We start from the raw sequence: 17,619 nt of genomic DNA on the forward strand, positions 1-17,619 counted from the left end.
TCGGTGATCCACTCGCTGATGCTGCTTGTACTCATTGTCAGATCATCTCCTGTATCAGGTCTTGTTCGGTCGGTTTGTTCCCCGGCGAGGCGTCTATGGCATCGCCGACGAACTCCCCGTTCGCCATCACGGCGATGCGGTTGGACATACCGATGACCTCGGGCAGCTCGTCGCCGATGAAAACGATCGAGACGCCTTTGTCGGTCAACTCACGGCAGAGACGATACACCTCCTCTTTGGCACCGACGTCGATGCCTCGGGTCACGTTGTCCATCACGAGTATCGGCGTCTCTTGGGCCAGCCAGCGGGCGATAACGACCTTCTGCTGGTTCCCGCCGCTCAGGCCGTGGACCAGCGCGTTGGGACCCGGCGTCTTGATCGACAGCTCCTCGATGGCGTCAATGGTCGCCTCCTTCTCGGCGTCGAGGTCGAGTAACGGTACGTTGCCGTTCATGTCTCGAACCATCGCGAGAGAGGTGTTGACTAACACCGACTGGTAGAGTAACAGACCCTCGGACTTCCGGTCTTTCGGGATGTAGCCGACGCCCGCGTCGACCATCTCGGAAACCGTCGGACTCTCCAGGGTTGTGCCGTCGACTGAGACCGAGCCCTGCGTTATGACGAGGTCGCCCGCGAGCAGGCGACCCAGCTGCTGTTTTCCGGAGCCCTCGACGCCGACGATCCCGAATATCTCGCCCTCGCGGACGGAAAACGAGACCGGCCCGACGGTATCACCGTAGACCGCGCCGTCGACGGTCAGGGCCGTCTCGCCGAGGTCGGTTTCGCGCTGCTGGTCGGGGACCTGGTAGTACTCGTCGGCGGTCTCTCGGCCCACCATCGCCTTCTGCAGCGAGTCAGTGGTGGCGTCGGCCGTGGCCATGTCCGCCACGCGCTCGCCGTCTTTGAGAACGTAGATCCGGTCGGATATCTCCAGCACCTCGTCGAGCTCGTGGGAGACGAAGACGAACGTCGCCCGGTCCCGCAGGTCGTTCACGAGGTCGAAGAGGATCTGGCGGCCGCTCTCTTCGAGCGCGGCCGTCGGTTCGTCGAGAAGGATGACAGGATTCTCGGACTTCTGTGAGACGTGAAACGCCTTCGCGATTTCGAGCATCTGGCGCTCGTTGAACGAGTAGTTTCGGACGCGCTCGTCCACGTCGATGTTGATGCCCAAGTCGTCGACGAATGCCTGCGCCTCCTTGCGCATCGTCTCTTTCTCGAGCACTCCAAGGCGTTCGATCTCCCGCCCGAGATAGAGGTTTTCGTACCCCCGCATGGTCTTGATGATGTCCTGCTCTTGATGGACGAGCGAGACGCCGTAGTCCGCCGCCTCACGTGGGTTCGTGAACGTGACGGCTTCCCCGTCGACGAACAGCTGTCCCTCGTCGGCCTGCAACACCCCGGTCAGGATGTTCAGGAGCGTGCTCTTGCCCGCGCCGTTCTCTCCGACGAGACCGATAACCTCGCCGTGGTCGACTGCCAGCGATACGTCCTTGAGGGCCTGTACGTGGCGGAACGACTTCGAGATACCCTCGACGCGGAAGCTGTGGTCGTCGCCGCCGGCCGGGTCGGATTGGTCCACGTTCGTCGCATTGGTGTGAGTCTGTGATGCCATGGGGGAATGTGACACGGATTATTTGAGCGGGTTCGATTGGAACCGGTCCTGGTACAGCTGGGCGGTCTCCTCTTGGACCGCACTATCGGTGTAGGCGCCCGGCAAGGAATAGCCGCTCGGTTTGTCCTCATCCTTCCAGTCGAGGACCTCTTTCATGTCGTCGAGGTTCATGGGCTGCATGTCGATCTGGGGGTCCCAGGCGTCCTCGCCGGACTCGACGACGGACATCTTCTCCCAGTCGTAGGGCGTCTCGCCCGAGAAGATCGCCTCGTTGTAGTCGGCGGCGTCGACGACCGGAAGCCGGTCGATCGTGTCGGTCCAGTCGTCGGGGTTCTTGACGCAGACCGGCGCGTTGAACGACATCATCTTTTCGGCGTCGCTGAGCCTGTGGCCGTTGAGGTAGTCGTGGCACTTCGCGACCGACCAGCCGGCCTGCCACGGACCCATGCCCGAGACGGTCCCGGTCATCCGGTCCTCGGCGACGGCCGCGAGCCCGGGCTCGCTGGCGTCGATGCCGACGACGGGCACGTCGATGTCGTTCTCCTCGAGGACGGTGATCCCACCGAGCGCGACGGCGTCGTTCTGGCCGAAGAAGCCGTCGATGTCGTCGCCGTACTGGGAGACCTTGTCGTTCATGACATCGCGGGCGTCCGAGCGGATGAAGTTGCCCGGCTGGCGGGACCCAGCCATCTCGATGTCGGGGTACTCTTCTAACGCCAGGTCGACGCCCTTGTTCCGACCGATGTTCGGGGCCGTGCCGCGGTTCCCCTCGATGTGGACGAAGGTCCCGCTGCCCCCCATCGCCTCGAACAGCATCTTCGCGCCGCTGTACGCGTGGTTGACGAAGTGCGGCGTGAAGAACGTCGCGTACTCCTCACCGGCGTCCTGCGGGACGTACCAGTCGGCGATGGTGACGGCGAGGACACCGGGGGTGCCCGCCTCGACCAGCGTCTCCGCCAGCGTAATCGCGGCGGCGTTGGTGTACGTCTGGCCGACGATGAAGTCGGCGTCGTTAGACACTGCCGAGTCAAACTGCTGTTGCTGTGTCTGTACCTCGCCGTTGTTCGTCTGGACGTTCGTGTCGTAGCCGAAGGCCTCGCACGCCTCGAGGTAGCCTTTCTCCCAGCTGAGCCAGTAGGAGTTCTGTCGGTTCGCGATGGACGCCATCGAGGTCATCGAGCCGCCGGACCCGCCCGAGTCGTCGGAGGATGACGACGAGCCGCCGCCCGACGAGCCGTCACCGCCCGAATCGCCACCGTCAGAGTCGCCCGTACACCCCGCCAAGCCGCCCAGTGCGACCGCGGATCCGCCCATAGTGGTTTTCTTCATGAACCGGCGCCTCGTCTGATTGGTGCTATCTTGTGCCATGTTTGCGTCAATACCCTGTGTAGAGCCCCCGGATATATAATTTATGATCGATCATGCGATACGTTTCCGCGGTCGTCACTTTTGCCGGGCGGGCTTCGTTCCTCCGGCTCACGTGTCGAGTCTCTTCAGTACATCACTTTGCCCGCCGAGACGTTGAGGTCCTGCCCGGTCATCCGGTCGGCGTCGGACGAGCAGAGGAACGCGACCGCGTTCGCGACGTCTTCTCTGTTGACCAGTTCCTGCCGAGGGCTCTGATCCTCGGCGTCCGACCGGACCTCCTCGTAGGACCGGCCGGTCGCCTCCGCCTTCTCCTCGAAAACCCGCTGGATGCGGGGACCGTCGACCGACCCCGGACAGATGGAGTTGACGTTGATATCGTGTCCACCGACCTCGGCGGCGAGCGTTCGCGTGAATCCGATGAGCCCCATCTTCGAGGCCGCGTACGGTGTCCGCTGCGTGAGCGGCCGCTTCCCCGTCACCGAGGCGATGTTGACGATGCGGCCGTACGACTGTCCTTTCATCGAGGGAAGCAGCGTCCGGCAGGTGTAAAACGCTCCCCGAAGGTTCACGTCGAGCGTGGCGTCCCACTCGTCTGAGTCGATGGACTCACACGACGCGGTCGGTCCCGCGATGCCGGCGTTGTTGACGAGCCACTCCACGCTGCCGAACTCCTCGAGTGCGGTCTCAACCGTCGATTCGACGGAGTCGAGATCGGTGACGTCCGTCTCGAGCGCGCGGGCACGCCCGTTCTCGGCTTCGACGAGTTCGACGGTCTCCTGCATCTCGTCGGGGTTGAGGTCGGCGATGACGATGTCCGCCCCGTGTCGTGCCAGCTCGACGCAGATGGCTTGGCCGATACCACGGCCGCCACCGGTAACCAAAGCTGTGCTATCTTGCTGCATGCCCTCCCATCTCGAACAATGATTAATAAATATTAGGATCCCACGGTGGGTCGAGCCCATCGCACCCGTACGTCCCACTCGGAAATCGCCGTGGAAACGAGTGGCGTCACCGAACGGCCGTCTCGGATTCGCCCCCGGAAGAATTATCACGATAAAACGGCTGGGTTGGGGTATGCCATACAGTGGCTACGAAGATTACTTCGACCGAAAGCTCATCATCTCCGTCGCGACGACTGGGGGACACCAAGGAAAGGAAGCGAACCCGAACCTCCCGACTCAGCCCGTCGAGGTGGCACAGGACGTCGCCGCCTGCGAGGAGGCGGGGGCGTCGATCGTCCACCTCCACGCCCGTGACGAACGCGGTGAGAAGACGAAGTCGGTCGCGAGGTACCAGGAGCTCAGGGACGAGATCGACGAGCACTGCGACGACATCATTGTCAACTTCACCACGGGCGGTGGTGGTATCTACCCGCGAGAAGAGCGCATCGCTCCGGTGCTGGAGACGGATCCGGGGCCGGAGATGGCGACCGTCGACCTCGGTCCCATCAACTTCGGCCAGACGCGGACCGCCGAGAACACGCGCGAACAGAGCGAGGAATACGCCGAGCGAATGCGTGAGGCCGGGGTCAAACCCGAACTCGAACTGTTCAATCCGGGGCATATCCCGGAGGCGGAACACCTCATCGACGAGGGCCTCCTCGCGGAACCGTACTGGGCGACGGTCATCTTCGGGATGCAAAACGGAATGCCACCCGGTCCCCACAATCTGAAGGCGTTCGTCGACAACTTGCCCGACCCCGTCGAGTGGCAGTGCCTCGCAGTCGGCAAACATCAACTCCCGATGACGACAGCGGCCATCACGATGGGCGGTCACGTCCGCGTCGGGATGGAAGATAACGTCTACTACCGGAAAGGAGAACTCGCCGAGAGTAACGCACAGCTCGTCCGGCGGACCGCCCGCATCGCAGACGAACTCGAACGGCCCGTTGCGTCCCCCGCGGAGGCTCGCGAGATGCTCGGGATCTGAATCACGAACGCTCCGTGGCACCTGAAAAGCGCTCGAATTTTCCATAGATATTCGGGAGGCGCGAATCGGGGGGTAATCCCTACCACGGGCCGAATCCTCCGGCGCCCGTACCCGAGGTCGCCGCATCCTGCCCGAAAATGAGAGAGATACCAACTTTCGTTCGCTTACTATTGTGGATTCCGACAGTCGCCGGATATCTGCCGTTCGCTCGTCGCCGGATATCGTTTTGGCAGACGCGAATAATATATACTATGCTACTTTGTCTCAGGGTTGTGCAGATTTCAATTCTCAAACGTTACGTAGAAAATATCCATATATTCGGTAGACCCGAACTTTATATACTATCCAGAGAATACGGTACCATGAACAAGGAAAGCGGCGGTCGGCGGGTACAGGCCACGATGACCTCGCTCGAGATCGTAGAGATGCTGCGCGAACTGGACGGCGCTCGGGTAACGGAGCTCGCGGAGGCACTCGACCTCTCGCCGAGCACCGTTCACACCCACCTCTCGACCCTCGTCGATGCGGATTACGTCGTCAAGTCCGGGGACATCTACCACCTCAGTCTCCATTTCCTCGGATTGGCTAACTACGTTCGCAACAGGCGAAACGCCTACGCGATCGCCGACTCGTACACCGACCAGCTCGCACGGGAGACGGAGTGTCGGGCCGTCTTCGTCGTCGAAGAGAACGGTCGGGGCGTCTACATGTACACTTATTCCGGGAAACACGCCGTCTGGAAGTACTCCACCGTTGGCAAACGGTTCCACCTCCACCAGACCGCTGCCGGAAAGGCGATCCTCTCCCAGCTCCCTCGGGAGCGAGTCATCGACATTGTCGAGGAGTGGGGCCTTCCAGCGGGCACGGAGAACACCACCACCGACCAGTCCGTGCTGCTCGAAGAACTGGAAGCCGTCGAGGAGCGGGGTGTCGCGTTCAACGACGAGGAGCAACTGGAGGGAGTGAAGGCCGTCGGCGTCCCCGTCGACGGCTCCGACGGTCGCGTCGTCGGTGCCTTCAGCGTCGCCAGTCCCGCGAATCGGATGACCGAAGACCGGTTCAAAAAGGAAATTCCGAAAACTCTCCTCGGCGTCGCAAACGAGTTCGAACTCGAGAACTCGATGTCCTGATGCCGAGCAAACCAAGTATACTCCCATCACAATCATAAAGCTGTAATGGGACAGGCGGTCCGAATTGCTATCATCTCCGATAGCATTACACTCGTAATATTGTAATTGGGGCAGCCCTCACTGCTGATCTAGGCTTCGGACCGGAGATGGTAGCTCAATCGCGCGATCCTCAGTGTCTCGAACAATCTGCGTCCGAACCCGACCGACTCGATCTCCCGATTAAATACTCTACTACAGTTTGAGGAGTAAGAGCGAACGTCCACCGAGAGTATTGAAGTCGAGATTCGATTCCACCTCAGACTATCACTCATAAATATAATATACTGTTTTGATACGTTACCATCTACAAAATCGAATGCAGTTCACAATTGGATTCAAAAACCTGATTCCAGCCAGCTAGCAGTGCGAGTCTGAATCGCGATGCAGTCGATGAAAATTCCATTCAGATCGACTCAGACCAATTCTGGCTGGATACTGTCGTAGACCGTGGTACAAGCGATGCTCCAATATAATGACAATTTATTAAATAAACAATCTATTCCCATATTTCTTTATAATATCTAATAATATTAGAAGATAGCGTCTTTTAGTGGTTTATATAGACATTTATCACCAGATTCGCATAACACAAGCTGATTGAATTTAGGCCTTAGAAATCGGGATGCCAATACATATTAATAGAAAGATAAAACAGCAAAATTATCTATTTTCGTATGCTTAAAACACGTGGCGACGACCGCTAAAGCGGTTGACGTCAGCGATCGCTCGTTTCGATCGAATCCGTTGTTCGGAATTCAAACCGCGCCCCGCCTTCCGGACTGTCCGTGAGGGTGATGTCCCAGTTGTGGGCCTGGGCGATGCGTGAGACGATCGTGAGTCCGACGCCGCTCCCGCCGTAGCCGGTCGTGTAGCCGTGATCGAACACGGAATCACGGTCGGCAGGCGGGATTCCGTCACCGGTGTCTTCGACGTAGAAGCCGCCTTCGAGTGGGCCGACGCGAACGGTGACGTCGTCACCGCCGTGTCCGACCGCGTTCCGGAACACGTTCTCGAAGAGCGCCATGAACTGGCCGGGGTCACCGGTCACCGTACACGGCTCCGTCGACAGCGTTGCCGACCGCGTCTCGATCGACTCCCACGCGTCGCGGGCCACCTCGTGTACCGACACCGGTTCGTGTGTTTCCGTAAGTGTGTCGTGACGTGCGAGGGCGGTGAGGTCGGTTACGAGGTCTTGGATCCGAGTGAGAGACGTTTCGACCGTGTCAAGGCGTGATTCGTCCCCGGCCTCTCGATATAACTCGAGGTTCCCGATCGCAACTGATAACGGGTTACGGAGGTCGTGTGAGACCATACTGGCGAACTGTTCGAGTCGCTCGTTTTGCGCTTCTAACTCCGTTTCTCGCTCGCGCAACATCTGTTCGGTTGTGACCTGAGAGAGCGCGGTGGTGATGTGGCTGGCCAGTATCTCTCCGACCGTCACATCCTGCGTATCGAAATTTGAGGGGGTCGGCGATCCGGCCATCAAAATACCGTACTCACCCAGCGGGAGATGTAACTCGCTGCGGATCGGTGACTCCGGGTTATAGATATCTGCGTCGGCCTGGACATCACCGATCGCCGTCGCGGCCCCCTCTTCGAAGACTCGCCAAGCGATGCTCTCTCCCTCACGGAACGTCGGCGGCTCACCGATGAGCTCTCGAACTCCGTCAGTGTACGCGACCGGATCCAACGTCCCGGTTTCCGCGTCGTACAGATGAATTGCGTTTGCTTGGAGGTCTAAAATCTCGCGTGCGGCGATAACGCCACGTTCGGCGACGTCTTCGACCGTCTCCGCTGACAGTAGCCGCGGAATGGCTCGATTGAGTCCTTCGAGCTGTTGTTCTCGTTTCTTGCGTTCAGTAATCTCCGTGGACACGCCGAACACGCCCTCGACTTCGCCGGCAGCGTCCAACGCCGGAACTTTCAATGAGAGATACGTCCGGTCGTCGCCGTCAACCGTGATCTGCTCTTCGGCTTCGAGCGGTTCGCCCGTCTCAAGCACGCGGCGATCGTTCGCTTGGACAGCCTCGGCCACGTCGGGCGGGTGGATGTCCTCGTCGTACCGCCCGACGATGTCCTCGGTGTCGACATCGAACAAGCGCTCGTACTCGGTATTCACGAACACGTACCGCCCCTCCGTATCTTTCAGATACATCACTGCGGTCGTGTTCTCGAGGATGAGGTTGAGACGATGGTCCGCCGCTTGTAGATCCGAGAGCACGCGTCGCCGGTCGAGGTACGCCGTGACGAGCTGCAGAATAGTGGTGAGTAACTCCCGTTCTTCCGGGAGAAACACATCGCCGTCCGCCTCGGTCACAGTGGTGGCCGTGTAACCGATCGTGAGCGCGACTTCGGTGCCGGCGGCGGTCACGTCGTGGACCGTTAGCTGATCGACTGGCGGTTCGTACTCCGGGGAGGTGAACTCCGTTTCACCGATGGTGAGCGACGCGACGGCTTCCTCGGGGAACTGCAGCGACCGTGGAAGGTGTGTGACCACCTGTCGGAGGTGTCCGCCGGACTGGCCGTCACCCTCGATGAGGAGATCGCTGATCGTCTGAATCGCAGTGAGCTCCTTGACGCGTTCTCGCAGTTCGTGCTCCGTTTGGTACTCGGCAACTGCGTGACGGATGCGCGTGGCCAGCCGGTCGTACTGTTCCGGGCCTCGTTTCTGTAGGTAATCGGTCACGCCCGCAGAGATGGCTTCGCTGGCGATTTCCTCTGAGCCCTTTCCGGTAAAAAGGATAAACGGCAACTCCGGGTGGGTTTCACGAACCGTGTGTAAGAGTTCAAGCCCGTTCTGATCCGGCATCTCGTAGTCGCTCACGATACACGCGATCGGCTCGGCTTCGATGATTTCGCGCGCGTCGTCGACACGCGTCGCAGTATGAATCGTCGCCGCGGGGAGCTTCCGTCGTAAACACGTGGCCGTGAGATCTAAGAAATTCGCCTCGTCATCGACGCAGAGAAGATGCATAGGCGAGTGTATATCACCTTGTTAGATATTCTTTTTGCGAACGGACCGTCTCACGTCTCTCCACATCACCGTCGGCAGTTGCCACCGTGCGTGACTCCTGACTCGGTTTCTGGAGCAGAGCGAACGCGGCCAGCGCGCTCGATCGCTTCGTGGCGGCGATAGGGATACGGCCGTACTCGGCTTTCTCACCCTCGTCGGGTTGATACGGGCGATCCGGCGGGATAAGATTCATATGGGATAAATAACGTGTGTTTGACACCATCGCACCCAAGACAGAGAAGCCGAGGTGAGCCGGCCGTGGACTACCGGGTCGCGTACGCCATTGCGGCCGTCTCGACCCAGGCTATCCGGTTAATCGCCTTCACCGCACTCGACTCCGGCACGAACTCGACCGGACGACTCGCCCCGCCCTCCACGGCGTGAACTCTCTCTCTCAGACACACCGCCACCGATGCCCTCCACACTCTCACGACGCCGATTCCTCTCGCGGTCCGCTGCCGTCGGCGCCGGCACCGCCGTCGCGGCCAGTGGTCTCGCGAGCGGCTCGACCGAACCGACACGGACGACCGACGTGGATACGCTCGTCGACGACGCGGCCACCCGCGCGTTGGCGGAACACGACGCGGGCGGACTGACAGTCGCCGTCGTCGACGGCGACGAGGTCCACACGAGCGGCTACGGCCACGCCTTTCGGAGCGAAGACGTCCCGGTTCGAGCGGACGAGACGCTCTTTCGCATCGGCTCCGTCTCGAAAGTGCTCACGTGGACGGCCGCGATGCAGATCGTCGATCGCGGTCGGGTCGCACCGGACGACTCGGTCGACGACCACCTCGAGGCCGTCGACATCCCCGAAACGTACGACGAAGCGATCACGCTCGAACACCTCGCCACCCACACGCCGGGATTCGAGGTTCGAGGGCGAGGCGATTCGGTGAGCGATCCTCGGCACGTCCGTCCGCTCGCCGAGTCGGTGTCGACAGACGTCCCGGCGCGTGTCCGCCCGCCGGGTGAACTCTACCAGTACACCAACTACGCCGCCGCACTGACCGGACAGCTGATCGCGGACGTCTCCGGGCAGCAATTCGACTCGTTCGTCACGGAGAACGTGTTCGCGCCGCTCGGGATGTCGAACAGCACGTTCCGAGCGGCTCCGTCCGGACTCGTGCCTGCCGACGGAACGGCCGTCGACGATGTCGTGAGCTTCTACTCCGACGTGTCGCCGGCCTCCGGCCTCCACACGACCGGCGCGGATATGGCGCAACTGCTGCAGGCACATCTCCACGACGGCGTCGTCGACGGCGAACGGATCCTCTCGGAGAGCGCGGTCGACGCGATGCACCGACAGTGGTTCACACCTCACGAACGGATCGACGGCATGGCGTTCGGTCTCTTTGAGAGAACCCGTGGCGATACTCGGATCGTTCGTCACGACGGTGGAGTTCCACAGTTTTCGACCGAGTTCGCCCTGCTCCCGGAGGAGGGAGTCGGCCTGTTCGTCGTCGCCCACGGTAGCGAAGCATACAATGCGAAACAGGAGGTCGCAGATGCGCTCTACGACCGGTACGCACCCGTTGATTCGAGTGGCCAACGGCGGTCTCCTGACGGGACACCCGAACGTGCTGACGAACTCGGCGGTCGATACCGATCGGTGAACGCGACTGACACGGTCAGTTCCGAGAGAATTGTCTTCGGACTTTTTACCGGCCAACCGATCGACGCCCGAGTCGCCGACGACGGTCGGCTCATTACGGAGCAAGGAGACAGCACGGACGAATGGGTGGAAGTCGAGCCGCTCGTCTTCGAACACGTTGAGAAGGAATCGACGCTGGTGTTCCGCGAGACGGACGGTGAGGTGACCCACCTGTTAGACGGACTCAGCGCGTACGAACAGATCGGCTACCGCGAGCGGCTCTCGGTACAGGGATGGCTAACAATGGCCGCTTCGGTGGTCGCGCTCACCGGTCTCGTGGGGTGGCCGGCGGCCCGGGGGTGGCGTCGATACCGCGGCGGGGAGTCACCGCCGGAATCTGCCGCTCACGCTCGGTGGGTCGCCGGCGCGGGCGTCGCCGGGCTCTTGGTGTTCGTCCTCGCCTTCGTCGCCGTTTCCGTTGCCGTGGTGTCGATGGGCAGGCCGACACTGTTCGACCGCCCGCCAGCGTGGTTCGAGCTCGTGTTCGTCGTGCCGACGTTCGGAGCCGTTGCGACCGCCGGTGCGGTCGCCTACGCGGTTCGTGCGTGGGTCCGAGAGGACTGGTCACTCGCCAGTCGCGTCCACTACTCGCTCGTCGTCGTCGCGGCGACCGTCCTGTACTGGCTCCTGCAGTATTGGAACCTGCTGTGGGTACGGATGGGCTAACGGACCACGCGACGAACTACGCGATCGTTTCTGACCGGCGCGATCCGCTCGATAGCGTGGAGTGTTCCCGTCGACGGCGCGGACTGTCTCGGATTCATTCCTGCTGAAGATGACCATCGATCTCGAGTCATTCAACGTGGAACTCGGAGTGCTACCGAAAGTGTAGGTTAAGAGATAGAACGACAAACATCATCGTTTTCAGATAGTTTTGATAGTGTCTCGCTAGAGACCGCTCAAAACTGGCTCGAAGCCGTCGCCGTCGACCACAATTCACGCCAAACTCTACGAGATCTCGTTCAGTCTATTGACATCCTCCCCGCGCTAAAGCGCGAGGATTCCACGAAGTGGATATTCAGGTTGCGCGTTTCCTCGGTTCTCAAGGACGCTTTCGCGTGGAACGTCGAAGGTCGCCACCGAGTTGTGACCAACGGCGTGCGTTACAGCGCGTACAGCCCTGTCAAGGGGGCCTTCCTCCCCGCATACAGCGAGCATCAAAGATGGCTGGCTATTCAACCAGCGAGGTAGCACGGTTCGCGTCAGCCGAACTGTTACGCCGTGCATGGTTCACCCTCCCGTTGTGCGATGTTCTCCGAAGCGTTCAGATCGGCGTGTCGTCCACGACCACACTCCGAACACCAAAACTTGTCGCCATCACGGGTTCCCATCGAATCACACGCCGAACATCGCTGACTGGTGTGGTACGCATCGACTTTCTCCACACGAATTCCAGCGCGTTCGGCCTTGTACGTGATGAGCTGTTGGAGTTGGTGGAAGTACCACGAGTGGACACCTGACCACGAGCTGTTCTCGCGGATACCTTCGAGATCTTCCATCCGGATGACGGGATTCTCGAACTGTTCCGCGAACGTGATGAGGCGACGGGAGAGTTTGTGGTTCAGGTCTTTGATCCGACGCTGTTCTTTGTCACCTACACGGTTGCGTGCGCGAAGCGCACCCGCTTGTGAAAGCGAATCGCGTAGGGAACGATATTTGCGCCGAACGTACTTCGCCTCACCACCCGACACTAGCATCGACTCGTCTTCGCCGTAGGCGGTCACAGCGAGGATGTGCCGTTCACCAATATCGACACCAATGGGCGTCTCGCCCGACGTATCGGCGTCGTACTCGATATTGAACGTACAGTACCAGTTGTCCCCACGACGGTAGATCTGGAGACGAGTCTTGTCGGCGTCAGCTTCAAGCAGTCGGTCTACGGAGTCGGCAATGTCGTCGTACACCTCTATGGGGGTGTACCACCATTGGGAGACACACGGGAAGCCGACGACGACTGTACCGTTCTCGGTCGTGTCGAGTTCCCAGTTCTGGTTGTTGACGGCGAACGGTTGACTCTCTCGGTAGCGAACCTCTCCATCCTTGTTATGGTCGGATTTCGCCTCTCGAATGGCTTGGTTCTGGATCGCCGAGTAGAGCTCGTTGTCGATGCTGGCCGTGGTCACAGACTTCCCGAAGTCGCCGTTCTCCCATCCGTTGATACAGAACTGTTTGGTATCACGGTAGAGATGAGAGGCGCGTTGCCACTCTTTTCGCCGCGAGAGAGATGGGTTGTGGAACTTCGCGGTGACAGCCACCGTGACCATTACAAATGTAATTAGATACTTGGCTTAAGTAATTGTTGGAATATCAGGCTGTGCTATCGTCGGTGGTTTGTGTCATCGACTGTCGGATTCATCCCCGCCCTGAAGGGCGGGGCTTTCTCCTTGATTTTCCGTAACACATACGCAATAGTGGCTGTTATCATCCCTATTGGTACACCATACATAATTGCTGCCCCCACGCCGGTTAAAAGCCCATAGTCAGGTTGGGGGTGATTAAGCGAGATGACACCATGCAGGGTATAACCGTTGATGATGATGACGGCGACAGCGTTACTCACCAGTATTCCGTCGTTTCGATACGTGTGTATCCCCGCCAGAATGATCGCTACTACCGTGACTCTAAGTGGACTCATAAATAAACTAGATGATTTTCCCATCTCGAAATTCCCAGCAAGAGAGAGTTGACCGAAGAACAAGACCATGAGAATGACCGAGTACCCGAGATACCGAAGCGATCGTTTCAACGACTTCCCTAGGAGAAACGATTCTAACCGCGGGTCCATACATATTGATAGTTTACGGGTTGTATAAGCATTTCATCTAGAGGCTTTGCGGGAAATCAGATATATATATATCGTAGAGCTCTGTTGAAATCCTCACCAGTTGATGGTTTCACGCTCTCAATCACTCAGTACAGGTGAAGGATGACTCATCAGTAGCGATGGCAGTTCGCAACACCGGCGACGCCGGTAGTCACTCTCCTGCCCTCGTCGAGACGATCTCCTTCGAACCGCATTCCGGGCACTGGTCGTCGTTGGCATTGAACCGCGCGTTGCACGACTGACACTGGTAGTCCGCGTTGTCGTCGGCTACTTCCTTCGCAGTCTGTTTGAATTTCTCGACCTGTCGCCCGGCTCTTTCGAAGAATCCCATCCGTCCTTTCCTACTAGCCGGTCGAACGGGATAAGCGTTCATCGAGTGTAGGCTGTTAGATTCGCATCTCTCAGCGATCGGCTGTTTCGGGGGAGAATACGTCTGAAGATGAACATTGTATTAGGACCAGACGTAGAGAGAGGGACTCGTCACAGGATCCGCGGTAGCGTACGGCCGGTATCGACTGTTGTTGAGCCGCATCACCGTTCCGAGGGGTCGATCCGAGTTTGAGTCCTCGATCGAACGTCGATGACCACCTTCTGGTCCAGCGATGAATGCTGGACCGGCACTGATTGATCCCGAATACCTCGAGAGTTAATATTGTATCTAAAAGTGGTAATACGGTCGGAGACCGAGCCTAGTCTCGATCGCCGTTTTCACACGGTCGACTAGTCGAGGACAACGGTGATACCGCGTACATTCTCTCGACACATGACCGCCCAATAGTTGTGAAAATGAGGCGCGTATCAAACACACTCCTCGAGATTGTGGAGTCGCCCGGAGTTTCGGAGGAGAGACCTTTTTGAAACAGTCTGGGGTCGTCGCGATCGCGGCGTCCACACCGGAACCAAGCGCGACGGTATGTACAGTAGTTCAATGGAATTCGGTACATGACTCCGTATTTTCATAAGGAACTCCGACGTGTCGGCGGGTATGAACGTCTCACGGCTGGTCGTCGCGTCGCTCGTCGTCGTGATGCTCGTGTCGCTCCCGGTCGCTCCCGCGGCCGCACAGGACGGCGGAGGAGACGCGGGGGCGTCGGACGAAGGCGGTATCGAGGGACAGATCGAGGGCTTCGTCGAGGGGCTCGGACTGGCCGGCGCCGTGGCCGTGCTCGTCGCCGGTGCCGTCATCCTGACCGTCTGCGCCGAGAAGCTGATAAGCTACCTCACACGGGCGGCGCTGGGGTTGCGGGTCTCGCTGTTCACCCTCGCGATCCTCTTTACTGGGATCGAGTTCGACGACACGATCCTCGCGCTCGTGTTGTCCGCGGGCGACCTCGAGGGGGCCGCGCTCGGGACGGCGCTCGGCACCGGGCTGGCGATCGTCGGCGTCACGCTGGCGCTCGCCGCGATCATCAGGCCCTTCCCGGTCGATCTCCCGGCCGACTACGTCGTGCTCTTCGCGCTGGGACCGATACTGCTGATCCCGTTCGTGCTCGCGGGGACCCTGACGACCGTTCACGGGCTGGTGCTTCTCGGCTTCTTCCTCCTGACGTTCGGGTACATCATCGCCCGCGAGCGGCAGCGCGACACGCCGGTGTTTCGCGACACCGAGCTCGGCGAGACGCTCCGGTCCGACGGCGGAGTCGCCGCGCCGCAGTCGCTCTCGGAGATCCCGGAGGACCGGCTCATCGGGGGCCGGTCGGCGTCCGGGTGGCCGTGGATGGCGCTCGCGGTCCTCGCGCTTGCCGGGATCGTGTTCGCGTCGATGCTGCTCGAGGCCGGCTCGGAGGTCGTCATGGAGGGGTTCGGCCTCGAACAGACCGTCTTCGGCGCAACCGTGCTGACGGTGATCCTCACGTTCGAGGACATCATGCTCACGATCGAGCCGGTGCGTCGGGGGGTCCCCGAGATCGGGGTCGGAAACGTCATCGGGAGCGTTCTCTTCTCGGTGACGGGCAACGTCGGCGTCATCATGCTACTCAGCGACCTCGAGATATCCCGGTCGGTGCTGACGTTCCACCTCCCGTCGGTGATCATCGTCACGACGCTTGCGGCGTACTTCCTCTATTCGGGCGAACTCAAGCGCTGGCACGGGTTCCTTCTCGGCGGGCTCTACGTCGTCTACTGGGTGGCCGCGATCCTCGTCTTCGGCGGCGTTCCGATCGGTGGCTGATCGACGGCGTTCCGAGCGGTGGTTGATCGACGGCGTTCCGATCGGCGGTCGGTCGGCGGCGTTCCGATCGGTCCCGCGACGCGCCGGCGGGAGGGTCGCCTGCCGGTCGCCGAGGCGAGCATTTTTACCTCGGTTCGACTCATACGTGAACGATGGACACGGTTGAACACTGGGTACTCGACGACGACGACCGCGTGCTCGTCGAGCGGTTGGCGGCCGGGCTCGGCCGCGACGCGGCGCGGGTGCTCGCGTACCTCCTCTTGCGCCGCGATCACGAGCGGATCGACCGGTCGCGGGCGACGTCGATGGCGATCCGCATCGGGACGGGACTGAACGGGAAGGCCGTCGACGACGCGGTCTCGAAGCTCGAAGCGCGGGACCTGATCGAGCGAGCCGTCGTCGAGTCGTCCGGGGGCGGACGACCGCCGAACGCGTGGCGCCCGGCACGGGACCACCGCGAGACCCTCGACCGCGTGTACCACACCCATTCGATCGCCCTCCTCGAACGGGCGGCCGCGGTCGCGGACGCCGATCGGGAGCCGGCAGCGGGGGCAGAGCCGCTCAACGAACCGGGAGACGAGTCCGCACCCGAGCGCAGAGCCGAGGTCGTCGTCGCGCTCAACTGGCGGCCGAACGCGCTCCATCTCCCGCTGTACGCCGCCGTCGACGAGGGGGCGTACGAGCGACGAGGGCTCGACGTGAGCGTCACCAACCACCGCGGCTCGCACCAGGCGCTCGAAGCGGTACTCGACGGGAGCGCGGACGTCGGGCTCGTCGGGGCGGGGTCGGTCGTCCGGGCGCTGGCCGCGGATCGCCCGGTCGTCCCGCTCGCCGTACTCCACCAGCGGACCGCGACGGTGCTGTACGCGATCCGCGACCGCTTCGGCGAGCCGTTCGAGAGTGTGAACCAGCTGCGCGGGCGGCGGATCCTCACGACGACGGGGTCCGAGACGTGTCTGCTTGCGAGACTGTTCCTCTCTCAGACCGACCTGCTCAGCGAGGTAGAGCTCGTCGACGCCGACGGCGAGGAGCGCGACGCGCTGATCGCCGGCGACGCCGACGTGGCGACGGGATCGTTCGCTGATCCGCTCGAACTGGAGACGGACGGCCGGACGGTCGACGTCCTCTCGATCGGCGACCACTTCCCGATCTACGGGCTCACGCTCGTGGGCTCGGCGGCCGCGTTCGAGCGGGGAGGCGAGCCCTGGCGGCGGTTCCTCGCGGGGACCGCGTCGGGCTGGGCGACGGCGCGGACCGATCCCGTCTCGGGGGCCGCGGCGGTGGCCGCGGAGACTGACGAGCCCGCGGGCGCCGTGAGCGAGCGCTTCGCGCGGGCGGTCGAGTCGTTCGGGGCGCGGGACGTGGTGCGGGACGAGGGGTGGGGGTGGCACGGGCCGGCGAGGTGGGACCGGATGGAGGCCGCGCTGGAGCAGGGAGATCTGCTCGGTGAGGCCCCGTGATCGAAATCGACGGCGTGACCGTCGCGTTCGACGACGTTCGGGCGGTCGAGGACGTCGATCTGACGGTCGAAGACGGGGAGTTCCTCACGGTGGTCGGCCCGTCCGGCTGCGGAAAGACCACGCTGTTGCGAACCGTCGGCGGGCTCCAGGAGCCGACCGCGGGCCGCGTCCGCGTGAACGGACGGACCACGGACGCGGCGCGGACGAACGCGGAGCTCGGGTACGTGTTCCAACAGTACACGCTGCTGCCGTGGAAGTCGGCCGTGGAGAACGTCGCCTTCCTCCGAGAGATGGCCGGAAAGCCGCCCGACAGGGAGGGGGCGAGACGGCTCCTGCGCGAGGTCGGCCTGGAGGAGTTCGAAGACGCTCGCCCGGAGACGCTCTCGGGAGGGATGAAACCTGTCTCTTATACACATCTCTGAG

General features: G+C 61.3%; 13 protein-coding genes. 6 read left to right on the forward strand and 7 right to left on the reverse strand.

The window, feature by feature from the left end; translation table 11 throughout:
• Positions 1–37: 37 nt before the first annotated feature.
• The 3 genes from C469_RS10345 to C469_RS10355 all read right to left on the reverse strand — a co-directional run bounded on the left by C469_RS10345 (position 38) and on the right by C469_RS10355 (position 3,882).
• Entirely contained in the window at positions 38–1,612 is a 1,575-nt protein-coding gene (locus tag C469_RS10345; protein WP_082230132.1) for a sugar ABC transporter ATP-binding protein, read from the reverse strand.
• A gap of 18 nt (positions 1,613–1,630) precedes the next feature.
• Positions 1,631–2,980 (reverse strand): sugar ABC transporter substrate-binding protein, encoded by a 1,350-nt coding sequence (locus C469_RS10350; RefSeq protein WP_049911279.1) that lies wholly within the window; start codon positions 2,978–2,980, stop codon positions 1,631–1,633.
• A gap of 125 nt (positions 2,981–3,105) precedes the next feature.
• Positions 3,106–3,882: an SDR family NAD(P)-dependent oxidoreductase gene (locus C469_RS10355; protein WP_187127449.1), complete on the reverse strand. Its 777-nt coding sequence runs from the start codon at positions 3,880–3,882 to the stop codon at positions 3,106–3,108.
• Between the two features lie 172 nt (positions 3,883–4,054).
• On the opposite strand from C469_RS10355, the gene C469_RS10360 reads away from it, so the two are divergent.
• Positions 4,055–4,909, forward strand: coding sequence for a BKACE family enzyme (locus C469_RS10360; protein WP_008006364.1), 855 nt, complete (start codon positions 4,055–4,057; stop codon positions 4,907–4,909).
• A 362-nt stretch (positions 4,910–5,271) separates the two neighbouring features.
• The gene (locus C469_RS10365; protein ID WP_008006366.1) at positions 5,272–6,039 is read left to right on the forward strand and encodes an IclR family transcriptional regulator; all 768 of its coding nucleotides are present in this window, start codon (positions 5,272–5,274) and stop codon (positions 6,037–6,039) included.
• A gap of 754 nt (positions 6,040–6,793) precedes the next feature.
• Here C469_RS10365 and C469_RS10370 read toward each other — a convergent pair.
• Complete coding sequence (locus tag C469_RS10370) at positions 6,794–9,052, reverse strand: PAS domain-containing protein (protein WP_008006368.1); 2,259 nt, start codon at positions 9,050–9,052, stop codon at positions 6,794–6,796.
• 571 nt (positions 9,053–9,623) lie between these two features.
• Here C469_RS10370 and C469_RS10375 point away from each other — a divergent pair.
• Positions 9,624–11,408, forward strand: a complete 1,785-nt coding sequence (locus tag C469_RS10375) for a serine hydrolase domain-containing protein (protein WP_049911303.1) — start codon at positions 9,624–9,626, stop codon at positions 11,406–11,408.
• A 548-nt stretch (positions 11,409–11,956) separates the two neighbouring features.
• Here C469_RS10375 and C469_RS10380 read toward each other — a convergent pair.
• From C469_RS10380 to C469_RS10385, 3 genes are all read right to left on the reverse strand, one after another.
• Positions 11,957–13,006: an RNA-guided endonuclease InsQ/TnpB family protein gene (locus C469_RS10380; RefSeq protein ID WP_008006372.1), complete on the reverse strand. Its 1,050-nt coding sequence runs from the start codon at positions 13,004–13,006 to the stop codon at positions 11,957–11,959.
• 53 nt (positions 13,007–13,059) lie between these two features.
• Positions 13,060–13,527: a hypothetical protein gene (locus C469_RS16790; RefSeq protein ID WP_147587283.1), complete on the reverse strand. Its 468-nt coding sequence runs from the start codon at positions 13,525–13,527 to the stop codon at positions 13,060–13,062.
• A 190-nt stretch (positions 13,528–13,717) separates the two neighbouring features.
• Positions 13,718–13,897, reverse strand: coding sequence for a zinc ribbon domain-containing protein (locus C469_RS10385; protein WP_008006374.1), 180 nt, complete (start codon positions 13,895–13,897; stop codon positions 13,718–13,720).
• Between the two features lie 654 nt (positions 13,898–14,551).
• On the opposite strand from C469_RS10385, the gene C469_RS10390 reads away from it, so the two are divergent.
• The 3 genes from C469_RS10390 (at position 14,552) to C469_RS10400 (ending at position 17,618) form a co-directional block, all read left to right on the forward strand.
• Entirely contained in the window at positions 14,552–15,736 is a 1,185-nt protein-coding gene (locus tag C469_RS10390) for a sodium:calcium antiporter (protein ID WP_008006376.1), read from the forward strand.
• Positions 15,737–15,888: 152 nt separating this feature from the next.
• A complete protein-coding gene (locus C469_RS10395; RefSeq protein ID WP_008006378.1) occupies positions 15,889–17,196 on the forward strand; it encodes an ABC transporter substrate-binding protein in 1,308 nt (435 codons plus the stop codon).
• A complete protein-coding gene (locus C469_RS10400) occupies positions 17,193–17,618 on the forward strand; it encodes an ATP-binding cassette domain-containing protein (RefSeq protein WP_008006380.1) in 426 nt (141 codons plus the stop codon). The genes C469_RS10395 and C469_RS10400 overlap by 4 nt, the downstream gene beginning before the upstream one ends.
• Position 17,619 lies beyond the last annotated feature (1 nt).

The organism is Halorubrum lipolyticum DSM 21995 (assembly GCF_000337375.1).
Lineage (GTDB): Archaea > Halobacteriota > Halobacteria > Halobacteriales > Haloferacaceae > Halorubrum > Halorubrum lipolyticum.